Origin of the sequence: Pseudomonas sp. (genome assembly GCF_030150285.1) — a bacterium.
Classification (GTDB): Bacteria; Pseudomonadota; Gammaproteobacteria; order Pseudomonadales; family Pseudomonadaceae; genus Aquipseudomonas.
In genome coordinates this window covers 1-21,911 of record NZ_JASLGE010000045.1, presented here as the reverse complement: position 1 = coordinate 21,911, position 21,911 = coordinate 1, and the positions used below count along the sequence as shown (strand labels likewise).

General features: G+C 55.7%; 18 protein-coding genes, 2 tRNA genes and 1 pseudogene. 3 read left to right on the top strand and 18 right to left on the bottom strand.

Translation table 11 applies throughout. The annotated features are described in order from the left end of the window. From nusA to rlmE, 10 genes are all read right to left on the bottom strand, one after another. Nucleotides 1-1,403, bottom strand: a 1,403-nt coding sequence (gene nusA / locus Q1W15_RS11155; RefSeq protein WP_300727851.1) for a transcription termination factor NusA, incomplete at its 3' end; no start/stop codon positions are given. Nucleotides 1,404-1,450: 47 nt separating this feature from the next. Next, nucleotides 1,451-1,909: a ribosome maturation factor RimP gene (gene rimP, locus Q1W15_RS11150; protein ID WP_300727848.1), complete on the bottom strand. Its 459-nt coding sequence runs from the start codon at nt 1,907-1,909 to the stop codon at nt 1,451-1,453. 142 nt (nt 1,910-2,051) lie between these two features. After that, nucleotides 2,052-2,128 (bottom strand) — tRNA-Met (locus Q1W15_RS11145). A gap of 96 nt (nt 2,129-2,224) precedes the next feature. Then, a tRNA-Leu gene (locus tag Q1W15_RS11140) sits at nt 2,225-2,310 on the bottom strand. 28 nt (nt 2,311-2,338) lie between these two features. Further along, nucleotides 2,339-2,722 (bottom strand): preprotein translocase subunit SecG, encoded by a 384-nt coding sequence (gene secG, locus Q1W15_RS11135; RefSeq protein WP_300727844.1) that lies wholly within the window; start codon nt 2,720-2,722, stop codon nt 2,339-2,341. 4 nt (nt 2,723-2,726) lie between these two features. Beyond that, entirely contained in the window at nt 2,727-3,482 is a 756-nt protein-coding gene (tpiA, locus tag Q1W15_RS11130) for a triose-phosphate isomerase (protein ID WP_300727841.1), read from the bottom strand. Nucleotides 3,483-3,548: 66 nt separating this feature from the next. Continuing rightward, on the bottom strand, nt 3,549-4,886 hold the full coding sequence (gene glmM, locus Q1W15_RS11125) for a phosphoglucosamine mutase (protein ID WP_300727838.1): 1,338 nt from the start codon (nt 4,884-4,886) through the stop codon (nt 3,549-3,551). Between the two features lie 16 nt (nt 4,887-4,902). Further along, entirely contained in the window at nt 4,903-5,754 is an 852-nt protein-coding gene (gene folP, locus Q1W15_RS11120) for a dihydropteroate synthase (protein ID WP_300727835.1), read from the bottom strand. An 8-nt stretch (nt 5,755-5,762) separates the two neighbouring features. Then, on the bottom strand, nt 5,763-7,673 hold the full coding sequence (gene ftsH / locus Q1W15_RS11115) for an ATP-dependent zinc metalloprotease FtsH (RefSeq protein WP_300727832.1): 1,911 nt from the start codon (nt 7,671-7,673) through the stop codon (nt 5,763-5,765). A 191-nt stretch (nt 7,674-7,864) separates the two neighbouring features. Then, nucleotides 7,865-8,515: a 23S rRNA (uridine(2552)-2'-O)-methyltransferase RlmE gene (gene rlmE / locus Q1W15_RS11110; protein WP_300727829.1), complete on the bottom strand. Its 651-nt coding sequence runs from the start codon at nt 8,513-8,515 to the stop codon at nt 7,865-7,867. Between the two features lie 106 nt (nt 8,516-8,621). Here rlmE and yhbY point away from each other — a divergent pair, with 106 nt between their 5' ends. Further along, the gene (yhbY, locus tag Q1W15_RS11105) at nt 8,622-8,930 is read left to right on the top strand and encodes a ribosome assembly RNA-binding protein YhbY (RefSeq protein ID WP_300727826.1); all 309 of its coding nucleotides are present in this window, start codon (nt 8,622-8,624) and stop codon (nt 8,928-8,930) included. A gap of 306 nt (nt 8,931-9,236) precedes the next feature. On the opposite strand, the gene greA is transcribed toward yhbY, so the two are convergent. From greA to grpE, 7 genes are all read right to left on the bottom strand, one after another. Then, nucleotides 9,237-9,713 carry a transcription elongation factor GreA gene (gene greA / locus Q1W15_RS11100; RefSeq protein ID WP_300727855.1) on the bottom strand — a complete coding sequence of 159 codons (477 nt, stop codon included), beginning with the start codon at nt 9,711-9,713 and terminating at the stop codon, nt 9,237-9,239. 2 nt (nt 9,714-9,715) lie between these two features. Continuing rightward, nucleotides 9,716-12,937, bottom strand: a complete 3,222-nt coding sequence (gene carB / locus Q1W15_RS11095) for a carbamoyl-phosphate synthase large subunit (RefSeq protein WP_300727823.1) — start codon at nt 12,935-12,937, stop codon at nt 9,716-9,718. A 121-nt stretch (nt 12,938-13,058) separates the two neighbouring features. Further along, a complete protein-coding gene (gene carA / locus Q1W15_RS11090; RefSeq protein WP_300727820.1) occupies nt 13,059-14,195 on the bottom strand; it encodes a glutamine-hydrolyzing carbamoyl-phosphate synthase small subunit in 1,137 nt (378 codons plus the stop codon). Between the two features lie 260 nt (nt 14,196-14,455). After that, nucleotides 14,456-15,262: a 4-hydroxy-tetrahydrodipicolinate reductase gene (dapB, locus tag Q1W15_RS11085; RefSeq protein WP_300727817.1), complete on the bottom strand. Its 807-nt coding sequence runs from the start codon at nt 15,260-15,262 to the stop codon at nt 14,456-14,458. A 10-nt stretch (nt 15,263-15,272) separates the two neighbouring features. After that, the gene (gene dnaJ / locus Q1W15_RS11080) at nt 15,273-16,397 is read right to left on the bottom strand and encodes a molecular chaperone DnaJ (protein ID WP_300727814.1); all 1,125 of its coding nucleotides are present in this window, start codon (nt 16,395-16,397) and stop codon (nt 15,273-15,275) included. Between the two features lie 321 nt (nt 16,398-16,718). Next, nucleotides 16,719-18,635, bottom strand: a complete 1,917-nt coding sequence (gene dnaK / locus Q1W15_RS11075; RefSeq protein WP_300727811.1) for a molecular chaperone DnaK — start codon at nt 18,633-18,635, stop codon at nt 16,719-16,721. A 101-nt stretch (nt 18,636-18,736) separates the two neighbouring features. Then, nucleotides 18,737-19,303, bottom strand: a complete 567-nt coding sequence (gene grpE / locus Q1W15_RS11070) for a nucleotide exchange factor GrpE (protein ID WP_300727808.1) — start codon at nt 19,301-19,303, stop codon at nt 18,737-18,739. Nucleotides 19,304-19,555: 252 nt separating this feature from the next. On the opposite strand from grpE, the gene recN reads away from it, so the two are divergent. Further along, on the top strand, nt 19,556-21,238 hold the full coding sequence (recN, locus tag Q1W15_RS11065; protein WP_300727806.1) for a DNA repair protein RecN: 1,683 nt from the start codon (nt 19,556-19,558) through the stop codon (nt 21,236-21,238). Nucleotides 21,239-21,334: 96 nt separating this feature from the next. Here recN and fur read toward each other — a convergent pair whose 3' ends face one another. Further along, complete coding sequence (gene fur, locus Q1W15_RS11060) at nt 21,335-21,748, bottom strand: ferric iron uptake transcriptional regulator (protein ID WP_300727803.1); 414 nt, start codon at nt 21,746-21,748, stop codon at nt 21,335-21,337. A 98-nt stretch (nt 21,749-21,846) separates the two neighbouring features. Here fur and Q1W15_RS11055 point away from each other — a divergent pair. Continuing rightward, nucleotides 21,847-21,911, top strand: a pseudogene (locus Q1W15_RS11055) (outer membrane protein assembly factor BamE); the annotation flags it as partial.

The window sequence follows — 21,911 nt, the reverse complement described above, 5'->3', positions numbered from 1 at the left end:
TCGTCAATAGACTGCTCGGCCAGGTCTTCGCGGGTAATTACGCCGCGCACCGCCAGTTCCATCGCCAAATCCTTGTCCATACCCTCAAGCGAGAGCAGGTCTTCGGCCGGATGGGCGTCTGCCAGCTTTTCCTCAGTAGCGATGGCCTTAGTCAACAAACGATCCTTGGCCCGAGCGCGAAGCTCGTTGACGATGTCTTCGTCAAAGCCGTCGATGTTGAGCATTTCCTCCACCGGTACGTAGGCAATCTCTTCCAGGCTGGTGAAGCCTTCATCAACCAGCACCTGCGCCAACTCTTCATCAACTTCCAACTCTTCGATGAAGTTGCGCAGGATATCGCCGGTTTCTGCTTGCTGTTTAGCCTGGATGTCCGATTCGGTCATCACGTTCAGGGTCCAGCCCGTCAACTGGCTGGCCAAACGTACGTTCTGACCGCCGCGACCAATCGCCTGGGCCAGATTGTCTGCGCCAACGGCGATGTCCATTGCATGAGCATCTTCGTCAACGATAATTGCCGCCACCTCTGCTGGAGACATGGCGTTGATCACGAACTGCGCCGGGTTATCATCCCAAAGGACGATATCCACTCGCTCCCCGCCCAATTCGCCTGACACTGCCTGAACGCGTGAACCACGCATACCAATGCAGGCACCTTGCGGATCGATGCGTTTGTCTTTGGAGCGAACGGCAATTTTAGCGCGTGATCCAGGATCGCGGGAGGCCGCCATCACTTCGATCAGCCCCTCGGAGATCTCTGGAACTTCGATACGGAACAGCTCGATCAACATCTCTGGCGCAGTACGCGACAGAATCAGTTGAGGACCGCGGTTCTCGGTGCGAATTTCTTTAAGCAATGCGCGAAGGCGCACGCCAACACGGAAAGTTTCACGCGAGATGATGTCTTCACGGGCCAGCAACGCTTCAGCGTTGTTACCCAGATCGACGATCACGTTGTCACGTGTCACTTTTTTAACGGTGCCAGAAATGATCTCGCCCAAACGCTCGCGATAAGCATCGACTACTTGAGCACGCTCTGCTTCGCGGACTTTCTGCACAATGACCTGTTTGGCCGTTTGAGCAGCAATCCGGCCGAACTCGATAGAATCGATTTTCTCTTCGATAATATCGCCGGCTACCGCGCCTGGCTGTTTTGCCTGGGCCTGGTCTACCGCCAACTCGATTGCTGGATCATCCAGATCTTCGTCTTCGACCACAGTCCAGCGACGAAAAGTCTCATAGTTACCGGTGTGGCGGTTGATTTCCACACGCAGATCGACTTCGTCCTCAAAACGCTTTTTGGTAGCGGTGGCCAGAGCCAGCTCCAGCGCTTCAAAAATTACGTTTGCCGGTACGCCCTTTTCATTGGACACCGACTCAACAACCAGCAGTACTTCTTTGCTCATCGTACGCCTCGCCTTTCGCAAGCCATTGGATCCGCGGGATCCGCGTCTCAGTCAAAACTGGGAATAATGTTGGCCTTGTCGATCATATCGATCGGCAACAGGAATTCATGGTCGTCAACCTGCACCACAACATCCTGCTCTTCTACGCCGCGCAGAAGGCCCTGAAAGTTACGTCGCCCTTCAAAAGGCGAGCGCAACTTGATCTTCACTTGCTCACCGACAAACTGGGCATACTGTTCAATCGTGAACAGAGGGCGCTCCATGCCAGGAGAAGAGACTTCAAGGGTGTATTCAACAGCGATAGGATCTTCGACATCCAGCACGCCGCTGATTTGGCGGCTGACAATGGCGCAGTCATCCACCAATACGCCGCCTTCCTTGTCGATATACACACGCAACATTGAATGGCGACCCTGGGCCGAAAATTCAATACCCCAGCATTCATAGCCAAGGGCCACGACCACCGGGGCCAACAAGGCCTGCAACTCTTCTAGCTTGCTCGACACCTGAACCCCCTAGTGCATGTTTGTGCATGCTGTGCAAAATAAAAAAATGGGCGAATCGCCCATCTCTGAAACGTCGCTGAATATCGACGCTATAAAGTGTCCAGTTAACAAAAAGCCCCTGAAAAAGGGGCTCCGCTAAAACTGGTTGCGGGAGCCGGATTTGAACCGACGACCTTCGGGTTATGAGCCCGACGAGCTACCAGACTGCTCCATCCCGCGACAAAGCTGGAGCGGAAGTATACGTTTGATCCATTTCAGGGTCAATCCAACCTTCCACATACAAGAAAGCCCGCTACTGCGGGCATTCTTGATAATTGGTACCGAGAAGGGGACTCGAACCCCTACACCCTATGGGCACAACCACCTCAAGGTTGCGTGTCTACCAATTCCACCACCTCGGCAATACAACATTACATCATGAAACCCGTTTTACTTTTGCTCTTGAGCTGGAGGTACGTCAGTCGCAGGAGATGCCGACTTTTGCTCTTGAAGCACCGGTACATCATCAGATGCCGGCTTTTGCACTGGAGCTTCCAGAACCGCTGGATTAGGCAAACCTACTTGAGTCAGCTCTTGAGCTTTCTCTTTAGCAAAGTAACCTAACCCCAAGCTGGTTATGAAAAAACCTGCGGCAAGTATAGCAGTAAACTTACTAAGAAAGGTAGAGGAACCTTGGCTTCCGAACACAGTACTTGAAGCACCTGCTCCGAAAGATGCTCCAGCATCCGCACCTTTACCCTGTTGCAGCAATACCAGAGCAATTACGCCCAATGCACCCAACAGATGAAAAACGACTACGACTGTTTCCAGCATTTTCTCAGTTTCCCGCGGCGCGACAAATCGCACCGAACTCATCTGCATTCAGGGAAGCTCCACCAATGAGCCCCCCATCGATATCCGGCATGCTGAACAGTTCGACCGCATTGGCCGCCTTCACGCTGCCGCCGTATAGAAGCCGCACACTTTGTGCCACCTCAGAATTCTGCTCCGCCAGCTGTGCGCGAATGGCCGCATGCACATCTTGCGCTTGCTGCGGTGACGCGGTGAGCCCGGTACCAATTGCCCAGACCGGCTCATATGCAATCACTGCTGCAGCAAAAGCCTCAATACCAAATGCATCTATAACAGCATCCAGCTGAGCCTTTACCACTTCTAGCGTTCTTCCCGCTTCGCGCTGTTCCAGGGTTTCACCTATACACAGCACCGGAATCAAGCCAGCAGCTTGAATGGCGGCAAATTTGCGATTAAGCGTTGCGTCCTGCTCACCCAGAATCAGGCGGCGCTCAGAATGCCCTACCAATACAAACTTGCAACCTGCGTCAGCCAACTGAAAAGGTGAAATCTCACCGGTCAGGGCACCTTGCTGCGTTTCGACTGCAGCATCCTGCGCACCGACCGAAATCGCTGCACCTGCAAGGCCACTGATCACGCGATCAATAAACAAATCAGGCGGGAATACTGCAACATCAACATCACTTGGCAAGGCCAGCTTATGCAGACCGTCGATCAGCTGAGCGACGCTGGCGCGGGTACCGTGCATCTTCCAGTTACCAGCTACCATCATGCGACGCATGCTTTACCTCGTCGGTCAAAGTGGGCGCAGATGTTACCCAACCACATCCGCGCTGGCAAGCCGAATTCAGGCACAAACTTCACTTACGAGTTTTGCCAGTTCATCCGCGTAACCACGAACCAGATTTTCGTCGTCACCTTCGACCATCACACGTACCAGCGGCTCAGTGCCGGACTTGCGCAACAAGACGCGCCCGCGCCCTTTCATTGCCTCTGTCACACGCGCGCAAGCTTCTTTGACAGCCGGATGCTCAACCGGGTCTACGCCGCCCGAAAAACGCACATTCACCAGCACTTGAGGGCACTTGCGCAGCGCCTGACGCGCCTGAGCCAGGCTCTCACCACGTCGACGCAAAGCCAGCAGCACTTGCAGCGCAGCAATGATCGCATCACCTGTCGTCGTATGCTGGAAACAGACAATGTGCCCGGAGTTCTCCCCGCCCACCTGCCAATCGCGCTCCTGCAAACCCGCGATCACATGCCGATCGCCGACATTGGCACGCACAAACGGAATATTCAGCTCAGCGAGGGCCAATTCAAGCCCAAGGTTGCTCATCAATGTACCGACAACCCCGCCTTGCAATTTACCCCGCTCCTGCAAATCACGCGCAATGATGAACAACAGCTCATCCCCGTCCACGATGGCGCCGGTGTGGTCAACCATCAGGACCCTGTCGCCATCACCGTCAAACGCAATGCCCAGATCCGCACCTTCAGCCAACACCGCAGCCTGCAACTGCCCCATATGGGTCGAGCCGCAGTTGTCGTTGATGTTCAAACCATTAGGCTGAGCCGACAGTACAACGACATTGGCACCCAGCTCATTGAAAACACTCGGAGCCACTTTGTAAGTAGCGCCATGTGCGCAATCCAGTACAACCTTCAGACCACTGAAGTTGGTGCTGGTCGGTACGCTACTTTTGCAGAACTCAATGTAACGGCCGGAGGCATCGTTGATGCGCGATACTTTGCCAAGTTTGTCAGACTCCACCACGGTCATGGGCGCGTCCAGCAATTCCTCGATCATCAACTCCATGTCATCCGGAAGCTTGGTACCTTCTCCCGAAAAGAACTTGATGCCGTTATCGTCATGGGGGTTGTGGGAAGCGCTGATCACGATGCCCGCTTCGGCATGAAACGTTCGCGTCAGATAAGCGATTGCAGGCGTAGGCATAGGGCCCAGCAACATGACATCAGCCCCGGCAGCCGACAAACCGGCCTCCAGTGCAGACTCAAACATGTAGCCCGAGATACGCGTGTCCTTGCCCACTAAAATCCGACATGCGCCTTTGCTGCGAAACGCCATTCCCGCCGCCCAACCCAGCTTGAGCATAAAATCAGGGGTGATCGGATAAACGCCGACCCGGCCACGAATACCGTCGGTGCCAAAATATTTCTTTGTCATAAGTGCTCCATCATTCTTAGTCGGCGGACTCTACCGCTGCGATCATCCGTACCACATCAACTGTTTCGGCAACATCATGGACACGCAGTATCCGCGCGCCCTTAGTGACCGCCAGAGCGGCCAACGCAAGGCTGCCATACAGCCGCTCAGGCACCGGCCGATTCAACGCCTGCCCTATCATGCTTTTGCGCGACACACCCACCAGCAAAGGCCGACCCAAGGAATGCAAGGCCTCCATATGCTTGAACAAGCTCAGGTTGTGCTGCAATGTTTTTGCGAAGCCAAAGCCTGGATCCAGCAGGATACGCTCAGGGACGATCCCGACAGCTGCACAGCGAGCCATTCGCTCAGCCAGAAATGCCGACACGTCGCCCACCAGGTCATCGTAATGCGGATTATCCTGCATATCGCCCGGCTCGCCCAGCATGTGCATCAGACAGACAGGCAAACCTGTGGCTGCCGCAGCCTGCAAGGCTCCCTCACGACGCAATGCGCGCACATCATTGATCAACCCCGCTCCCAGGCGCGCCACCTCAGTCATGACGATGGGTGCCGAGGTATCGACCGAGATAATCACATTCAGTTCGCGACTGATTCGCTCGACAACCGGCGCGACCCTATCAAGTTCTTCTTGCGGTGAGATGACACGGGCACCAGGACGCGTAGATTCGCCCCCAACATCAATCAGGGTGGCCCCAGCCAAAAGCATTGCCTCAGCATGACGCAACGCTGCATCCCGAGGCGCAAAACGCCCACCATCCGAAAAAGAGTCAGGGGTGACATTAAGAATGCCCATGACATGCACATGGGCCAAATCAAGAACCCGGTTGCCGCAAGGCAACCGGGTCAGGGACTTTACAGAAGTCATTTCAAGCCTTAAAGATCAGCTGCAGGACCGCCGATAGGGGCTTCTGGACGATCGACTTTATCCAGCGTCGGCGGCGGCGGAGTGCCTTTACCGCTATCGTCCCAATCACGCGGTTCGCGTGCGGGGCGACCCGCCATGATGTCATCGATCTGATCAGCATCGATCGTCTCGTACTTCATCAGCGCGTCAGCCATCGCTTCCAGCTTGTCGCGATTATCGGTCAGGATCTGCTTGGCCGTGCCGTAGCACTGATCAATGATACTGCGCACTTCGGAGTCAATCATCTTGGCTGTCTCGCCCGAAACGCTGGCACCTTGCCCGCCGCCGCCACGCCCCAAATAGGACTCGTCGTCTTCGGCATACATCAGTGGCCCCAGCTTTTCCGACAAGCCCCACTTGGTCACCATATTTCGCGCGATCTGGCTTGCACGCATGATGTCGTTGGAGGCACCAGTGGTCACACCATCAAAGCCGAGCGTCATCTCTTCAGCGATACGACCGCCGTAGAGCGAGCAGATCTGGCTGATCAATGCACGCTTGGAGAGGCTGTAACGATCCTCTTCAGGCAGGAACATGGTCACACCCAAGGCACGACCGCGCGGAATGATCGACACCTTGTAAACAGGGTCATGCTCAGGCACTACACGACCAACAATGGCATGGCCTGCTTCGTGATACGCGGTATTACGTTTTTCTTTATCTGACATCACCATGGATTTGCGCTCAGCGCCCATCATGATTTTGTCCTTGGCCAACTCAAACTCTTTCATTTCAACAACACGCTTGCCAGTGCGCGCGGCGAACAACGACGCCTCGTTCACCAGGTTCGCCAGGTCTGCACCCGAGAAGCCGGGCGTTCCTCGCGCAATCACTGCAGGCTGCACGTCATCGCCCATGGGCACTTTGCGCATGTGGACTTTCAGAATCTGTTCACGGCCACGAATATCCGGCAAGCCGACCACGACCTGACGGTCAAAGCGGCCCGGGCGCAGCAACGCTGGGTCAAGCACATCAGGACGGTTGGTGGCAGCAATCACGATGATGCCGTCATTCATTTCAAAACCATCCATCTCAACCAGCAACTGGTTGAGCGTTTGCTCACGCTCGTCATGACCGCCGCCCATACCGGCACCACGATGACGGCCTACGGCATCGATTTCATCGATAAAGATAATGCAGGGGGCGTGCTTTTTAGCCTGTTCGAACATGTCACGAACGCGGCTTGCACCCACACCCACAAACATTTCAACGAAGTCGGAACCGGAAATGGTAAAGAACGGCACCTTGGCTTCACCTGCAATCGCCTTGGCCAGCAAGGTCTTACCGGTACCCGGCGGCCCCACCATCAAAACGCCGCGCGGGATGCGGCCACCCAAGCGCTGGAACTTGCCTGGATCACGCAGAAACTCGACGAGTTCGCCGACCTCTTCCTTGGCCTCATCGCAGCCTGCCACGTCAGCCAGGGTCGTTTTGACCTGATCTTCGGATAACAGGCGCGCTTTACTCTTGCCAAAGCTCATCGGGCCGCCTTTACCGCCAGCCCCACCTTGCATTTGGCGCATAAAGAACATGAAGACCGCGATGATGACCAGGATCGGGAAGCTCGCAACCAGCAACTGTGTCCAGATGCTTTGCTGCTCAGGCAGCTTGCCTTCAACCGTCACATGGTTCTCAACCAGGTCACCGATCAAACCATTGTCCTGAATAGCTGGACGAATGGTCTTGAAGGTATCGCCATCACTGCGCTTGCCGGTAATCACGTAGCCGTCCACGGCAACGCGTTCGACCTTACCATCCTTAACTTGCTGGATGAAGTCGGAATAGTTGAGGGTTTGTGGCTCGTTTGGACTGGAGAAGTTGTTCATGACTGTCACCAGGACAGCAGCAATGATCAACCACAGGATCAGATTCTTTGCCATATCGTTCAATTAGCTACCCTCTGAAGCAAGCCCCGCTACTGAAGCGTGCTTCGCATGATATTCACCGGCATAACTTACTACATTGCCTACAACCCTTGCAGGCTCCGTCTGTAACCCTTTGTGAAACTTTGCCTACAAAATATTCGTTATACCAGCGCTGTAAAGCGATACAAAAAAACCTATCGCTCTTGTCAAAGACGCTCATCACTGGCGGACCCTTCGACACCGCGGAAGCCGCGGCCCAACAAATACTGCTCGCGAGAGCGATCTCGTGACGACAACGGCTTACGCATCTGCACTTTATCGAACAGCTTGCGGATGTCTTTGTGGTACTGATCAAAGCCTTCACCCTGGAAGACCTTAATCAAAAAATCACCGCCCGGCCGCAAAACTCGGCCTGCAAGATCCAGTGCCAACTCACAAAGGAACATCGCGCGCGGCATATCGACAGCTGCCAATCCACTCATATTGGGGGCCATATCGGAAATCACAAGGTCTACCTGCGTATTTCCGACCGCCTCAAGGATCTGCGCCAGCACAGCATCTTCAGTGAAGTCGCCCTTGATGAAGGTCACATCAGGGATGCTGTCCATTTCCAGAATGTCGGACGCGATCAAGCGGCCCTGCCCACCGATCAGGCGACTGGTCACTTGCGACCAGCCTCCCGGGGCTGCCCCCAGGTCGATCACCGTCATGCCAGGGCGGATCAGACGGTCACGCTCCTGAATCTCCAACAATTTATAGCTGGCACGCGAACGGTACCCGTCTTTCTGCGCCATTTTGACGTAAGGGTCGTTGAAATGCTCTTTCAGCCAGTTAAGGCTTGTTTTGGAACGGGCCACGGGCCACCTCAAAAAATATAAACGGGTCGTGATTAACTGGGCGGTCTGGGACTCGCTCGGGTAAACTGGCCACCGCTTTTACAAGATCAGACACAGGGGTCAGATTATGCCGCTCACTCAAGAGCAGAAGAAACAGTACAAATCCATTGGCCACCATCTGAAACCAGTATTGACTGTGGCTGACAATGGTTTGACTGAAGGCGTTTTAGCCGAACTCGAACGCGCATTGGGCGATCACGAGCTGATTAAAGTCAAAGTCAATATTCTGGACCGCGAGTCCCGCCTGGAAGCCATTGCAGAACTCTGCAAGGCCGGCAAAGCGGAATTGGTGCAGGTTATCGGCAAAATGGCGCTTCTGTACCGCAAGAACGTCAACGTGAACAAGCAACTGTCGAACATCCATCGCTTCAAGTGATGTTGGCAAGGGTCAAGGGCGTGCTTCGCGCGCCCTGACACTTTAACAGCCACGCAGTCACAACTCACGCTGCACAACTGCCCGCGCAACGCATCAGGCAACCAGCACCACCCAACGCACCACACTCTCCTGACGACTCACCCAGCCTGCGCTCACGCTACCGACTGATGTATCGACTTACAACGATGCCAGCTCAAGCCTGGCCAGCATCGATAAAGAATTCGGTATACGTCCATGTAGCCTGCCAACCCGCAACGTGCGGGCCAGCGGCCCATGTAAAACGCCCGCACGAAGCGGGCGCATTACTCAGATGTGACGAACTTCTACAATCTCGTACTCAATGACGCCACCCGGTGTTTTCACCGCGACCACATCACCTTCTTCCTTGGCAATCAAGGCGCGGGCAAGTGGCGAACCGACGGAGATTTTGCCGAGTTTGAAGTCAGCCTCATCCTCACCCACGATTTTGTAAGTCACGCTTTCGTCAGTTTCAACGTTGGCGATCTCAACCGTGGTGCCGAAAATCACTTTGCCAGTATGAGGGATAGACGTCACATCAATGACGACCGCATTCTGCATGCGGCCTTCGATGTCACGAATACGCGCCTCAACCATACCTTGCTGCTCACGAGCAGCATGGTATTCAGCATTTTCCTTCAGGTCGCCCAACTCACGCGCTGTGCCGATGTCCTGGCTCAGCTTTGGTCGAACAACCTTGGTCAGGTGTGCGTGCTCTTCTTCCAGGGCTTTGGCTCCCTGAACCGTCATTGGGTACTTGGTTATGCTCATGCCTTCAATCCTGCGTGTAGATCCTGCAAGCGACGAACGGTTTTTTCAGGACCGAATTTAAGCGCTTCGCAGATGGCTTCGCCAGCAGCAATGGTCGTGGTGCAGTAAATCTTGTGCTGCAGAGCGTTACGACGAATGGAGTAAGAGTCAGCAATCGACTGACGCCCTTCGGTTGTGTTGATGATCAGAGTAACTTCGTCATTCTTGATCATGTCGACAACGTGCGGACGACCTTCGGTCACTTTGTTGACTCGACGTACTTTCAAACCAGCCGCTTCGATGAACTTGGCAGTGCCTGCCGTCGAAACAACTTCAAAACCCAGGTTGATCAAGTCACGGGCAACCGCAGCCACCAAAGGCTTGTCATCATCGCGCACGCTGATAAACGCTGTACCGCCAGTCGGCAGCACTTCGCTGGCACCCATCTGGGCTTTGGCAAATGCTTCACCGAAGGTGTCGCCCACGCCCATCACTTCACCCGTCGACTTCATCTCAGGGCCGAGGATCGGGTCAACACCGGGGAATTTGGCGAACGGGAAGACCGCCTCTTTCACACTGTAGAAGTTAGGAATGATTTCCTTGGTGAAGCCGATTTCTTTCAGGGTCTTACCGGCCATCACCCGCGCAGCGATCATTGCCAGCGAAACACCGATGCACTTGGACACGAAAGGAACTGTACGCGAAGCCCGCGGGTTCACTTCGATCACATAGATATCTTCGCCCTGCAGAGCTAGCTGCACGTTCATCAGGCCGACAACGCCCAACTCCAAGGCCATTTTCTTGACCTGCTCGCGCATCTCGTCCTGAATGTGCAACGGCAACGAGTACGGCGGCAGCGAGCACGCGGAGTCACCGGAGTGAACGCCCGCCTGTTCGATGTGCTGCATGATCGCGCCGATCACGACATCAGTGCCGTCGCAGACCGCATCCACGTCCATTTCAATGGCGCAGTTCAAGAAGTGATCCAGCAGCACTGGGCTGTCGTTGGACACTTTCACCGCATCACGCAGGTAGCGTTTGAGTTCTTCTTCTTCGTAGACGATTTCCATCGCCCGACCGCCCAGCACGTAGGAAGGACGAACCACCAGCGGGTAACCAATCTTGCCAGCAGCACGAATCGCTTCGTCTTCGCTGCGCACAGTGGCGTTAGGCGGCTGACGCAGGTTCAGGCGCTCAACCATCTGCTGGAAGCGCTCACGGTCTTCAGCACGGTCGATTGCGTCGGGGCTGGTACCGATGATCGGCACACCGGCCTCTTCCAGGGCACGAGCCAGTTTCAGCGGCGTTTGGCCACCGTACTGAACGATCACGCCTTTGGGCTTCTCGACACGTACGATTTCAAGCACGTCTTCCAGCGTCACTGGCTCGAAGTACAGGCGGTCCGAAGTGTCGTAGTCCGTAGAAACCGTTTCCGGGTTGCAGTTGACCATGATGGTTTCATAACCATCGGCACGCAGTGCCAAGGCCGCGTGAACACAGCAGTAGTCGAATTCGATGCCCTGGCCGATACGGTTTGGACCGCCCCCCAGAATCATGATCTTGTCACGGCCGGACGGCGCAGCTTCGCACTCTTCCTCGTAAGTGGAGTACATGTAGGCCGTATCGGTCGCAAACTCGGCTGCGCAAGTATCAACACGCTTGTAAACCGGGAACACTTCCAGCTTGTGGCGGTGGCGACGCAGGTTTTTCTCGGTCACACCCAGCAGTTTGGCCAGGCGCTGATCAGAGAAACCTTTGCGCTTGAGGCGGAACATCATGTCACGGTCGATGCTGGCCAGACCCAGGGTCTTGATCTTCTCTTCGTCCTTGATCAGATCTTCGATCTGCACCAGGAACCAGGGATCGATCATGTTCATGCCGAAGATATCTTCAACAGTCATGCCGGCACGGAAGGCATCAGCCACATACCAGATACGCTCGGCACCCGGTACGGTCAGTTCGCGCTTGAGCACAGCCATGCTTTCCGGGTTGCTCAGGTCGAGCTTCTCGTCCAGACCGCAGACACCCACTTCAAGGCCGCGCAGGGCTTTTTGCAGGGATTCTTGGAAAGTCCGACCAATGGCCATGACTTCACCGACGGATTTCATTTGCGTGGTCAAACGCGCATCCGCCTTGGCGAACTTCTCGAACGCAAAGCGAGGCAGCTTGGTCACGACATAATCGATCGACGGCTCGAAAGACGCTGGCGTTGCACCGCCCGTGATTTCGTTCTGCAATTCATCCAGGGTGTAGCCAATAGCCAGCTTGGCAGCGATACGCGCAATCGGGAAACCGGTGGCTTTCGACGCCAGGGCCGAAGAGCGGGACACACGCGGGTTCATCTCGATCACGACCATACGGCCAGTGTCCGGGCAAATGCCGAACTGAACGTTCGAGCCGCCCGTTTCAACGCCGATCTCACGCAGCACCGCCAGCGAGGCGTTGCGCATGATCTGGTATTCCTTGTCCGTCAGGGTCTGTGCAGGCGCAACGGTGATCGAGTCACCGGTGTGCACGCCCATCGGGTCGAAGTTTTCGATTGAGCACACGATGATGCAGTTGTCCTTCTTATCGCGGACAACCTCCATTTCGTATTCTTTCCAACCGATCAGCGATTCGTCGATCAACAGCTCTTTGGTAGGCGACAGGTCCAGACCACGGGCGCAGATTTCTTCAAACTCTTCGCGGTTGTAAGCAATACCGCCACCCGTGCCGCCCATGGTGAAGGACGGACGAATGATGCAAGGGAAGCCCAGCTTTTCAAGAACGGCGTTGGCTTCTTCCATGCTGTGGGCGATACCCGAACGCGGGCAATCAAGGCCAATGGACTTCATCGCCTTGTCGAAACGCGAACGGTCTTCAGCCTTGTCGATGGTGTCAGCATTGGCACCAATCATCTCTACGCCGAACTTTTCCAGAACGCCTTCGCGCTCCAGGTCCAGTGCGCAGTTCAGCGCAGTCTGGCCGCCCATGGTAGGCAACAGTGCGTCTGGACGCTCTTTTTCGATGATCTTGGCAACCGTCTGCCACTTGATCGGCTCAATATAGGTAGCGTCGGCCATGTCCGGATCGGTCATGATCGTGGCGGGGTTCGAGTTCACCAGGATGACGCGGTAACCTTCCTCGCGCAGAGCTTTACAAGCCTGGGCGCCGGAATAGTCGAATTCGCAAGCCTGGCCGATAACAATCGGGCCAGCGCCGAGAATCAGGATACTTTTAATGTCTGTACGTTTTGGCATGGGTTTATCACTCAAATCCGCAGGTCAGTCGGCAAGCCGTCAATCAGGTTCCTGAAGCCACCCAAGGGGCCACCGGGTTTCGGGGCCACCCTCGGGCGACTTCGCTACAGCAAGGACATGATCAGCGGCGCTTGGCCATCTCATTGATGAAACGGTCGAACAGCGGCGCTACGTCGTTCGGGCCCGGGCTCGCTTCAGGGTGACCCTGGAAGCTGAAAGCGCTCTTGTCGGTCAGTTCGATGCCTTGCAAAGTGCCGTCGAACAGCGACTTGTGAATGGCACGCACGTTGGCGGGCAAGGTGGCTTCGTCCACCGCAAAACCGTGGTTTTGGCTGGTGATCATCACAACGCCCGTGTCCAGGTCTTGAACCGGGTGGTTGGCACCATGGTGACCGTGGCCCATTTTCACGGTCTTGGCACCCGCTGCCAGCGCGAGCAGTTGATGACCGAGGCAAATGCCGAATACCGGAATCTCGGTTTCCAGGACTGCCTGAATGGCCGTGATTGCGTAGTCGCATGGCGCAGGATCACCTGGGCCGTTGGACAGGAATACGCCATCGGGATTCAACGCCAGTACATCACTTGCCGGCGTCTGAGCCGGTACGACCGTCACGCGGCAGCCGCGCTCGACCAGCATGCGCAGAATGTTCCACTTCACGCCGTAGTCGTAGGCAACCACATGGTAAGGCAGCTCAGAGGCTTCAATCGTCGGATGGCTATCGGTCGCCAGGTTCCAGACACTGGAGCGCCACTCGTAGGCTTTCTCGGTGCTGACCACTTTGGCCAGGTCCATGCCCTTCAGGCCCGGGAAGCCTTGAGCAGCGGCAATGGCAGCCTCTTCAGAAATGTTGTCACCGGCCATGATGCAGCCGTTTTGCGCGCCTTTCTCGCGCAGGATGCGCGTCAGGCGACGCGTATCAATACCCGCAATGGCTACCACATTGTTGGCTTTCAGGTAGTCAGCCAGCGACATTGTGTTACGCCAGTTGCTGGCAACCAGCGGCAGATCACGGATTACCAAACCTGCGGACCAAACACGATCAGACTCGGCGTCTTCCGGTGTAGTACCGGTATTACCGACATGCGGGTAAGTCAGGGTCACGATTTGCTGAGCGTAGGAAGGATCCGTCAGGATCTCCTGGTAGCCAGTCATTGCGGTGTTAAACACCACCTCACCAACGGTTTGACCGTCGGCCCCAATGGCTTCGCCGCGAAAAATGCTGCCATCAGCGAGGGCGAGTATGGCTTGCTTAGTCAAGAAGACCTCCCGTAAATAAAGCCTGAAAGGGCGATCGCAGGTTGTAAAAAAGCGGAGTGACGTATGGACACGTCACTCCGCTTCTTCATCGAATTATCTGCGCGCTTTTAGTGGACACACTAAAGCTGTAGCTTACAGAAAAAGGCATTTTTGGTCTACCGCTAAAAGAGCCGAAAAGGCAGAGGAATGCGACGAATCATCGCTTAGCGGTTAAAAATCGGGCAACTGATGGCACAGCCGCCCGATTTTACAAAGACAACTCAACGCAGGTCGAGCACATCCTGCATATCGTACAAGCCTGGCTCACACCCTTCGAGCCATTGCGCCGCACGTACAGCACCCTTGGCAAAGGTCATGCGACTGGAGGCCTTGTGGGTAATTTCCAAACGCTCCCCTTCGGCCGCAAACAAAACCGTATGGTCCCCGACCACATCACCGCCACGAACGGTCGCAAAACCGATCGTCTCGCGCTCACGCGCACCGGTATGGCCTTCACGACCATACACCGCCACCTTCTGCAGATCACGCCCCAACGCATCGGCAATCACTTCGCCCATACGCATGGCCGTGCCCGATGGCGCGTCGACCTTGTGGCGGTGATGCGCTTCGATGATTTCAATATCGGCCTCATCACCCATCACCCGCGCCGCCAAATCCAGCAGCTTGAACGACAGGTTGACGCCGACACTGAAGTTCGAGGCGAACACTATCGGGATATCCTTAGCCGCCTCAACCAACACCTGCTTTTGCGCGGCATTCAGGCCCGTAGTGCCAATGACCATGGCCTTACCCGCCCGACGACAGAAAGCCAGGTTGCCAAGCATCACCTCAGGCAGAGTGAAATCGATCAGCACATCGAACTCATCCGCCACGCTGTCAAGGCTTGCAGACAACGGCACGCCAATTCGCCCGAGCGACACCAATTCACCCGCATCAGCTCCCACCAGCGAACTGCCCGGACGGACAATCGCCGCCGTCAGACCGCACACTGGGGAGCGCTGCTGAACCGCATCAATCAGGGTCTTGCCCATGCGCCCGGCAGCGCCCATCACAGCTATACGTCGCATGCCCCGCTCCTTATAAGTCGCCAAAGAAGCGTTTCACGCCTTCAAACCAGCCTGTTGCGTTCGGCGAGTGACAGCTATCACCCTCCAGCGTGCAGCGAAACTCCTCCATCAACTCACGCTGACGGCGACTCAGCTTGACCGGCGTTTCCACCACAACGCGACACATCAAGTCACCAGCACCGCCACCACGTACAGGCGCAACGCCCTTGCCACGTAAACGGAACTGCTTGCCCGTTTGTGTGCCTTCAGGGATCTTCAACTTGACGCGACCATCAAGCGTCGGCACTTCAAGCTCAGCCCCCAACGCCGCATCCGCGAAGTTAATCGGCACTTCACAGAACAGATGCTTGCCGTCACGCTGGAAGATCGCGTGCTCACGCACCTCGATAACCACGTACAGGTCACCGGTCGGCCCACCCTGAACACCCGCCTCACCTTCACCCGACAAACGGATACGGTCACCCGTATCAACACCTGCCGGAACTTTGACTGAGAGGGTTTTGTACTCTTCTACGCGGCCTTCACCCCGGCAACTGTCGCACGGATCGGAAATGATCTTGCCCTGGCCGTGGCAACGCGGACACGTCTGCTGCACAGCGAAAAAGCCCTGTTGCATACGCACCTGACCAATACCACCACAGGTCGTACACGTCACAGGCGAAGAGCCCTTCTTGGCACCCGAACCATCACACGGCTTGCAGTTAACGAGCGTAGGCACACGGATATTGACCGTGGTCCCGCGCACAGCTTCTTCCAGGTCCAACTCCAACGTGTAGCGCAAGTCGCTGCCACGCTGAGCGCCGCCCCGGGAACCGCCACGGCCACCGCCAAAGAAATCACTAAAGACATCACCGAAGATGTCAGAGAAGTTCTGCCCGCCGAACCCGGCACCACCGCCACCCATTTGCGGGTCAACGCCGGCATGACCGTACTGATCATAAGCTGCTCGCTTACTGGAGTCCGATAGCACTTCGTAAGCTTCGTTAGCCTCTTTAAACATCTCTTCCGAGGCCTTGTCCCCCGGATTGCGATCCGGGTGATGCTTCATCGCCAGGCGACGGTAAGCCTTTTTCAGCTCCACCTCGGTCGAGGTGCGTTCAACACCCAATATTTCGTAGTAATCGCGCTTTGCCATAATTCTTTGCACTCTCAAGGACGTTTGGCAAAACCCTCCCGAGCCTCACCAAACCCGCCAAGCCCGATAGCGATCAGACTCGACTCACGTCTTTTTCAACGATATTGGTTTCTGATTAACAGCCAATGCATTGGCCGACAAGAGCGGTGACTTAAGGCCGAAAAACAGGAAAGCTTCGAACCCGACCGCCAGCATCCGATCTTGTCGCATGCTGTAAAAATTCCCCTACTCCAGACACGCCAACGCGGGAGCAAGCTCCCGCGCGGCGACATCCTACCAGTCACCGCTGATGCGCGGTCAACCGGCCGACAAACAAGCTATTTACTTGTTGTCTTTTACTTCTTCGAACTCAGCATCGACTACGTCGTCTGCCTTTTCAGCCGAATCAGCTGGCTTGGCCGCAGCGTCTGCCGGGTTCGCCTGCTCGGCATACATCTTCTGAGCAACCGGAGCAGACACCTTGGACAGCTCTTCAACCTTGGCTTCGATAGCCGCTTTGTCGTCGCCTTTTACAGCCGCTTCCAGCGCAACCACAGCTGCTTCGATAGCCACTTTCTCGTCTTCGGTCACTTTATCGCCAGCATCAGCGATCATTTTACGAGTCGAGTGAACCAGCGCATCGCCCTGGTTACGTGCAGCCGCCAGCTCTTCGAACTTGCGGTCTTCCTCAGCGTTGACTTCAGCGTCACGGACCATCTGAGCAATTTCTTCCTCGGACAGACCCGAGTTCGCCTTGATCACGATGGACTGGGACTTGCCAGTCGCCTTGTCTTTTGCACTCACGTGCAGGATGCCGTTGGCATCGATATCGAAGGTTACTTCGATCTGAGGCACGCCACGTGGAGCCGGTGGAATGTCAGCCAGATCGAACTTGCCCAACGATTTGTTCTGCGCGGCTTGCTTACGCTCACCTTGCAGCACGTGAATAGTCACAGCGCCCTGGTTATCGTCAGCGGTCGAGAACACTTGCGATTTCTTGGTAGGAATCGTGGTGTTTTTCTCGATCAGAGCGGTCATTACGCCGCCCATGGTTTCGATACCCAGCGTCAGCGGGCTCACGTCCAGCAACAGCACGTCTTTTACATCACCCGCCAATACCGCGCCCTGGATAGCAGCACCCATGGCAACCGCTTCGTCCGGGTTCACGTCTTTACGTGCTTCTTTACCGAAGAACTCGGTTACCAGCTTCTGCACCAGAGGCATACGGGTCTGACCACCGACCAGAATCACGTCGTTGATCGCACCTACGTCAATACCGGCGTCTTTCAGCGCGATACGGCAAGGCTCGATAGTGCGCTGAACCAGGTCTTCAACCAGCGATTCCAGCTTGGCGCGAGAAATCTTCACGTTCAAGTGCTTAGGACCGGTGGCATCTGCAGTGATGTACGGCAGGTTCACGTCAGTCGACTGGCTCGAAGACAGCTCGATCTTGGCTTTTTCAGCGGCTTCTTTCAGGCGCTGCATCGCCAGCGGGTCACCTTTAAGGTTCATGCCGCTTTCTTTCTTGAACTCGTCAACCAGGTAGTCGATCAGACGAATGTCAAAGTCTTCACCACCCAGGAACGTGTCACCGTTGGTCGCCAACACTTCAAACTGGTGCTCGCCATCCACTTCAGCAATTTCGATCACCGACACGTCGAACGTACCACCACCCAAGTCATAAACGATGACAGTGTGGTCGCCTTTCGCTTTGTCCATACCGTAAGCCAGCGCGGCTGCGGTGGGTTCGTTGATGATACGTTTTACGTCCAGACCCGCGATACGGCCGGCGTCTTTGGTTGCCTGACGCTGGCTGTCGTTGAAGTAGGCCGGAACGGTAATCACCGCTTCAGTCACTGGTTCGCCGAGGTAGTCTTCGGCGGTCTTCTTCATTTTCTTCAGAATTTCAGCCGAGATTTGTGGCGGAGCCATTTTCTGGCCGTTCACTTCAACCCAAGCGTCGCCGTTGTCAGCTTTGGCGATTTTGTAAGGCACCATCTGGATGTCTTTTTGAACGACTTCTTCGTCAAAACGACGACCGATCAGACGCTTCACCGCGTACAACGTGTTATGCGGGTTAGTCACCGCCTGACGCTTGGCCGACTGGCCTACCAGGATCTCGCCATCATTGGCGTAAGCAACGATCGACGGCGTAGTACGCGCGCCTTCAGCGTTCTCGATAACTTTTGCTTTACCGTTTTCCAGAACCGAAACACACGAGTTGGTGGTCCCGAGGTCAATACCGATAATTCTGCCCATGTTCACTCTCCAGAAATTTTTGATTTTTTGCCGCAGTTGCAACGAACATCTGCCGCATTACTTAAATGCTTGACTTCTAAATGGGGTGCTTAAAGCGGATTTCAAGCCTGCTCGTCAATCGAGGGCGAAACCACTGCTGGAGCCTTGCTGACTACGACCATCGCCGGGCGCAATAGGCGACCATTAAGCTGATAGCCCTTCTGAAATACCTTGAGCACACTGTTGGGCTCCATGTCAGCGCTTTCCTGCATGGCCATCGCTTGGTGATGCTCGGCATTGAACGGTTCGCCGTGCGGATCAATCGCCTCTAACTGATAGCGCTTCAGGGTGTCCTGAAACATTTTCAACGTCAGCTCGATACCTTCGCGCATTGGACGGATGTTTTCGTCTTCAGCACTGGACAACTCAAGGCCGCGCTCAAGGCTGTCGATGACCGGCAGCAAGTCGCCAGCGAACTTCTCCAGCGCAAATTTGTGGGCTTTCTCAACATCCTGTTCAGCACGACGGCGAACATTCTGCAGATCAGCCGCCACACGCAACGCCTGATCGTTCGCAGCAGCCAGTTGCTCTTCCAGCACTTGCACTCGGGCTACCAGATCCTCACCTGTCACGTCGGTGGCCTGATTAGCGTCCTGGTTTTGCGTATCCATAGTCTGTTCGCCTGCCATAGATTTCTCCTTTCAAACTTCGTCCGCGAGCTCTACTCGCTCTTCTGCCAAGGTATATGGGGTCGCAATTTTCAGGTTCAAGAGCTCAAAAGTAGCAAGAGCGCTCTTTATCCTCCCCGCCAAAATCCGCACCAAAATCGAAATGAACTAAAAACGCCACGAAGCCAAGCAAATCGAACTAAAGACAGGCATTGTCAGCACGAAACAAAACACTGTATAAATAACCAGACATTACGTTTTGGAGCCGCTCCCATGCTGGTGCACCTGTCCGTTCATAACTACGCCATCGTTGAACATCTCGATCTCGAACTGGATCGCGGGATGAGTGTAATCACTGGCGAGACCGGTGCCGGTAAATCGATCATGCTCGATGCACTGAGCCTCACATTGGGTGACCGCGCCGACAGCGGTGTCGTTCGCCCCGGTGCCGACAAAGCCGACATTCTGGCTACCTTCGACCTGGAAGCCATTCCCGAAGCCCGTGCCTGGCTGGCCGAGCGCGACCTTGAAGGCGAAGGCCCATGCATCTTGCGCCGCGTCATCACCGCCGAAGGGCGTTCGCGCAGTTATATCAACGGCACGCCGTGCCCCCAGAGCGACCTGAAAGCGCTGGGCGAGTTATTGATCGACATCCACAGCCAGCATGAACATCAGTCCTTGCTCAAACCCGACACTCACCGTCGCCTGCTCGACGAATACGCCGGGGCCACTGAATTGGCCCGCGACGTTCAGTTGGCTGCGCAACGCTGGCGCCAGGCGCGGCAAGAGCTCGAACACCTGTCCAACTCCGGCGAAGAGCAGCAAGCGCGCCATCAACTTCTGAGCTATCAACTCGAAGAACTGGAAACGCTCTCATTGGGTGACAATGAACTGGAGGCACTGGAGCAGGAACACAAAAACCTGACCAATGCCGAAACCTTGCTGACGATCTGCCGGCAAGTGGTTGAACAGTGCAGCGAAAACGACTCCGGCAATGTGCTCAACGCCCTGACGGTGAGCTTGAATCGCCTGGCAAGCATCAACAACAATTCCGGCTCACTGAGCGAAGCCACCGACCTGCTGGCCAGCGCCCAAATCCAGGTCGAGGAGGCGGTGGGCGAGCTCAATCGCTTCCTTGACCACTTTGACGCTGACCCAGGCCGACTGCAGTACCTTGAAGAGCGCCTTGACACCATCTACACCCTGGCGCGCAAACACCGCGTGCAACCCAATGACGTCGCAGCGCTGCAACAGCGGTTGCTCGAAGAAATCGAAACCCTTAACGCCAACGACGAGTCCATTGAGCGCCTGGCTCAAGAACTGACCGACCATGCACGCCGCTATCAGGAATGCGCAGCCGAGTTGAGCCGCTTGCGTGGGCATGCCGCAACTCGCTTGAGCAGCGCCGTGGAAGAGGAAATTCAACGCCTGGGCATGCCCGGCGGGCGCTTCGTGATCGCTCTTCGCCCTCAAACTGGCACAGACCCGATGCCTAATGGCCTGGAACACGTTGAACTTCTGGTGAGCGCCAACCCCGGGCAGCCGTTGAAGGCCCTGGCAAAAGTGGCGTCTGGCGGCGAACTGTCCCGCATCAGCCTGGCCATTCAAGTCATCACCGCACAGACGTCCCGCGTGCCGACGCTGGTATTCGATGAAGTCGATGTGGGCATTGGCGGCCCGACTGCCGAGATCGTGGGCCAACTGCTACGCCGCCTTGGCGAACGAGGCCAAGTACTGACCGTCACTCACTTGCCGCAAGTTGCAGCGCAATGCCATCAACACCTGTTCGTACACAAAGTGCGCGAAAGTGAGACCACCCGCACCGCCGTGGCAAAACTGAGCAAAAAAGAACGCGTAGAAGAAGTGGCGCGCATGCTCGGGGGCATCGACCTGACCAAAGAGTCGTTGGCTCATGCCAAAAAGATGGTGGTCACGGCCAAAAGCCTGGCAGCTTAACGACGAGCGGTCGTTAATTTTCACCTTGCACACAGCACGAAGGCGACCCTAGGGTCGCCTTCGATCGTTTCGCGAATCGAAATTCGCGTGACAGGCTTATTTTGCTTTCTTGCGCACGTACAACACCAGGTTGTGGTCTACCAACTCGACACCATATTTGGCGGCGATGGCGTGCTGCAGCTTTTCGATGTCTTCGTCGAAAAACTCAATCACTTCACCACTGTCGACGTTAACCATGTGGTCATGATGACCGCCGTCAGCATCTGCCAGCTCAAACACAGCATGGCCACCGTCGAAATTGTGACGGATTACCAGCCCGGCGGACTCAAACTGGGTCAGAACACGGTAAACCGTGGCCAGACCTACGTCCTCGCCAGCCTTCATTAGCGCCTTGTATACATCCTCTGCGCTCATGTGACGCTGCTCGGCAGAGTCAAGCATTTGTAGAATTTTGACTCGTGGAAGAGTCACCTTAAGTCCGGCCTTACGCAGTTCGCTATTTTCAACCATGGTTAGCTTTCTCGCGGAAGCCGCTTCGCAGCTTCTCTTAATACGGGTATGATCGGCGTTTACGTTGTCCCAGCCAAGATAGTGGAAGTCGCCCACCGATGCAAAACACCAAGCTCTTGCTAACCAGTTTCACCTTTGTGGGACTGCTCGCACTCGCCGGTTG

What these genes read in the sequence shown, in the direction of transcription:
- secG (WP_300727844.1), bottom strand. Translation starts at nt 2,722, where the DNA reads ATGCTGGAAACAGTCGTAGTCGTTTTTCATCTGTTGGGTGCATTGGGC.
- tpiA (WP_300727841.1), bottom strand. Translation starts at nt 3,482, where the DNA reads ATGCGTCGCATGATGGTAGCTGGTAACTGGAAGATGCACGGTACCCGC.
- glmM (WP_300727838.1), bottom strand. Translation starts at nt 4,886, where the DNA reads ATGACAAAGAAATATTTTGGCACCGACGGTATTCGTGGCCGGGTCGGC.
- folP (WP_300727835.1), bottom strand. Translation starts at nt 5,754, where the DNA reads ATGACTTCTGTAAAGTCCCTGACCCGGTTGCCTTGCGGCAACCGGGTT.
- ftsH (WP_300727832.1), bottom strand. Translation starts at nt 7,673, where the DNA reads ATGGCAAAGAATCTGATCCTGTGGTTGATCATTGCTGCTGTCCTGGTG.
- yhbY (WP_300727826.1), top strand. Translation starts at nt 8,622, where the DNA reads ATGCCGCTCACTCAAGAGCAGAAGAAACAGTACAAATCCATTGGCCAC.
- carB (WP_300727823.1), bottom strand. Translation starts at nt 12,937, where the DNA reads ATGCCAAAACGTACAGACATTAAAAGTATCCTGATTCTCGGCGCTGGC.
- dapB (WP_300727817.1), bottom strand. Translation starts at nt 15,262, where the DNA reads ATGCGACGTATAGCTGTGATGGGCGCTGCCGGGCGCATGGGCAAGACC.
- dnaJ (WP_300727814.1), bottom strand. Translation starts at nt 16,397, where the DNA reads ATGGCAAAGCGCGATTACTACGAAATATTGGGTGTTGAACGCACCTCG.
- dnaK (WP_300727811.1), bottom strand. Translation starts at nt 18,635, where the DNA reads ATGGGCAGAATTATCGGTATTGACCTCGGGACCACCAACTCGTGTGTT.
- grpE (WP_300727808.1), bottom strand. Translation starts at nt 19,303, where the DNA reads ATGGCAGGCGAACAGACTATGGATACGCAAAACCAGGACGCTAATCAG.
- recN (WP_300727806.1), top strand. Translation starts at nt 19,556, where the DNA reads ATGCTGGTGCACCTGTCCGTTCATAACTACGCCATCGTTGAACATCTC.
- fur (WP_300727803.1), bottom strand. Translation starts at nt 21,748, where the DNA reads ATGGTTGAAAATAGCGAACTGCGTAAGGCCGGACTTAAGGTGACTCTT.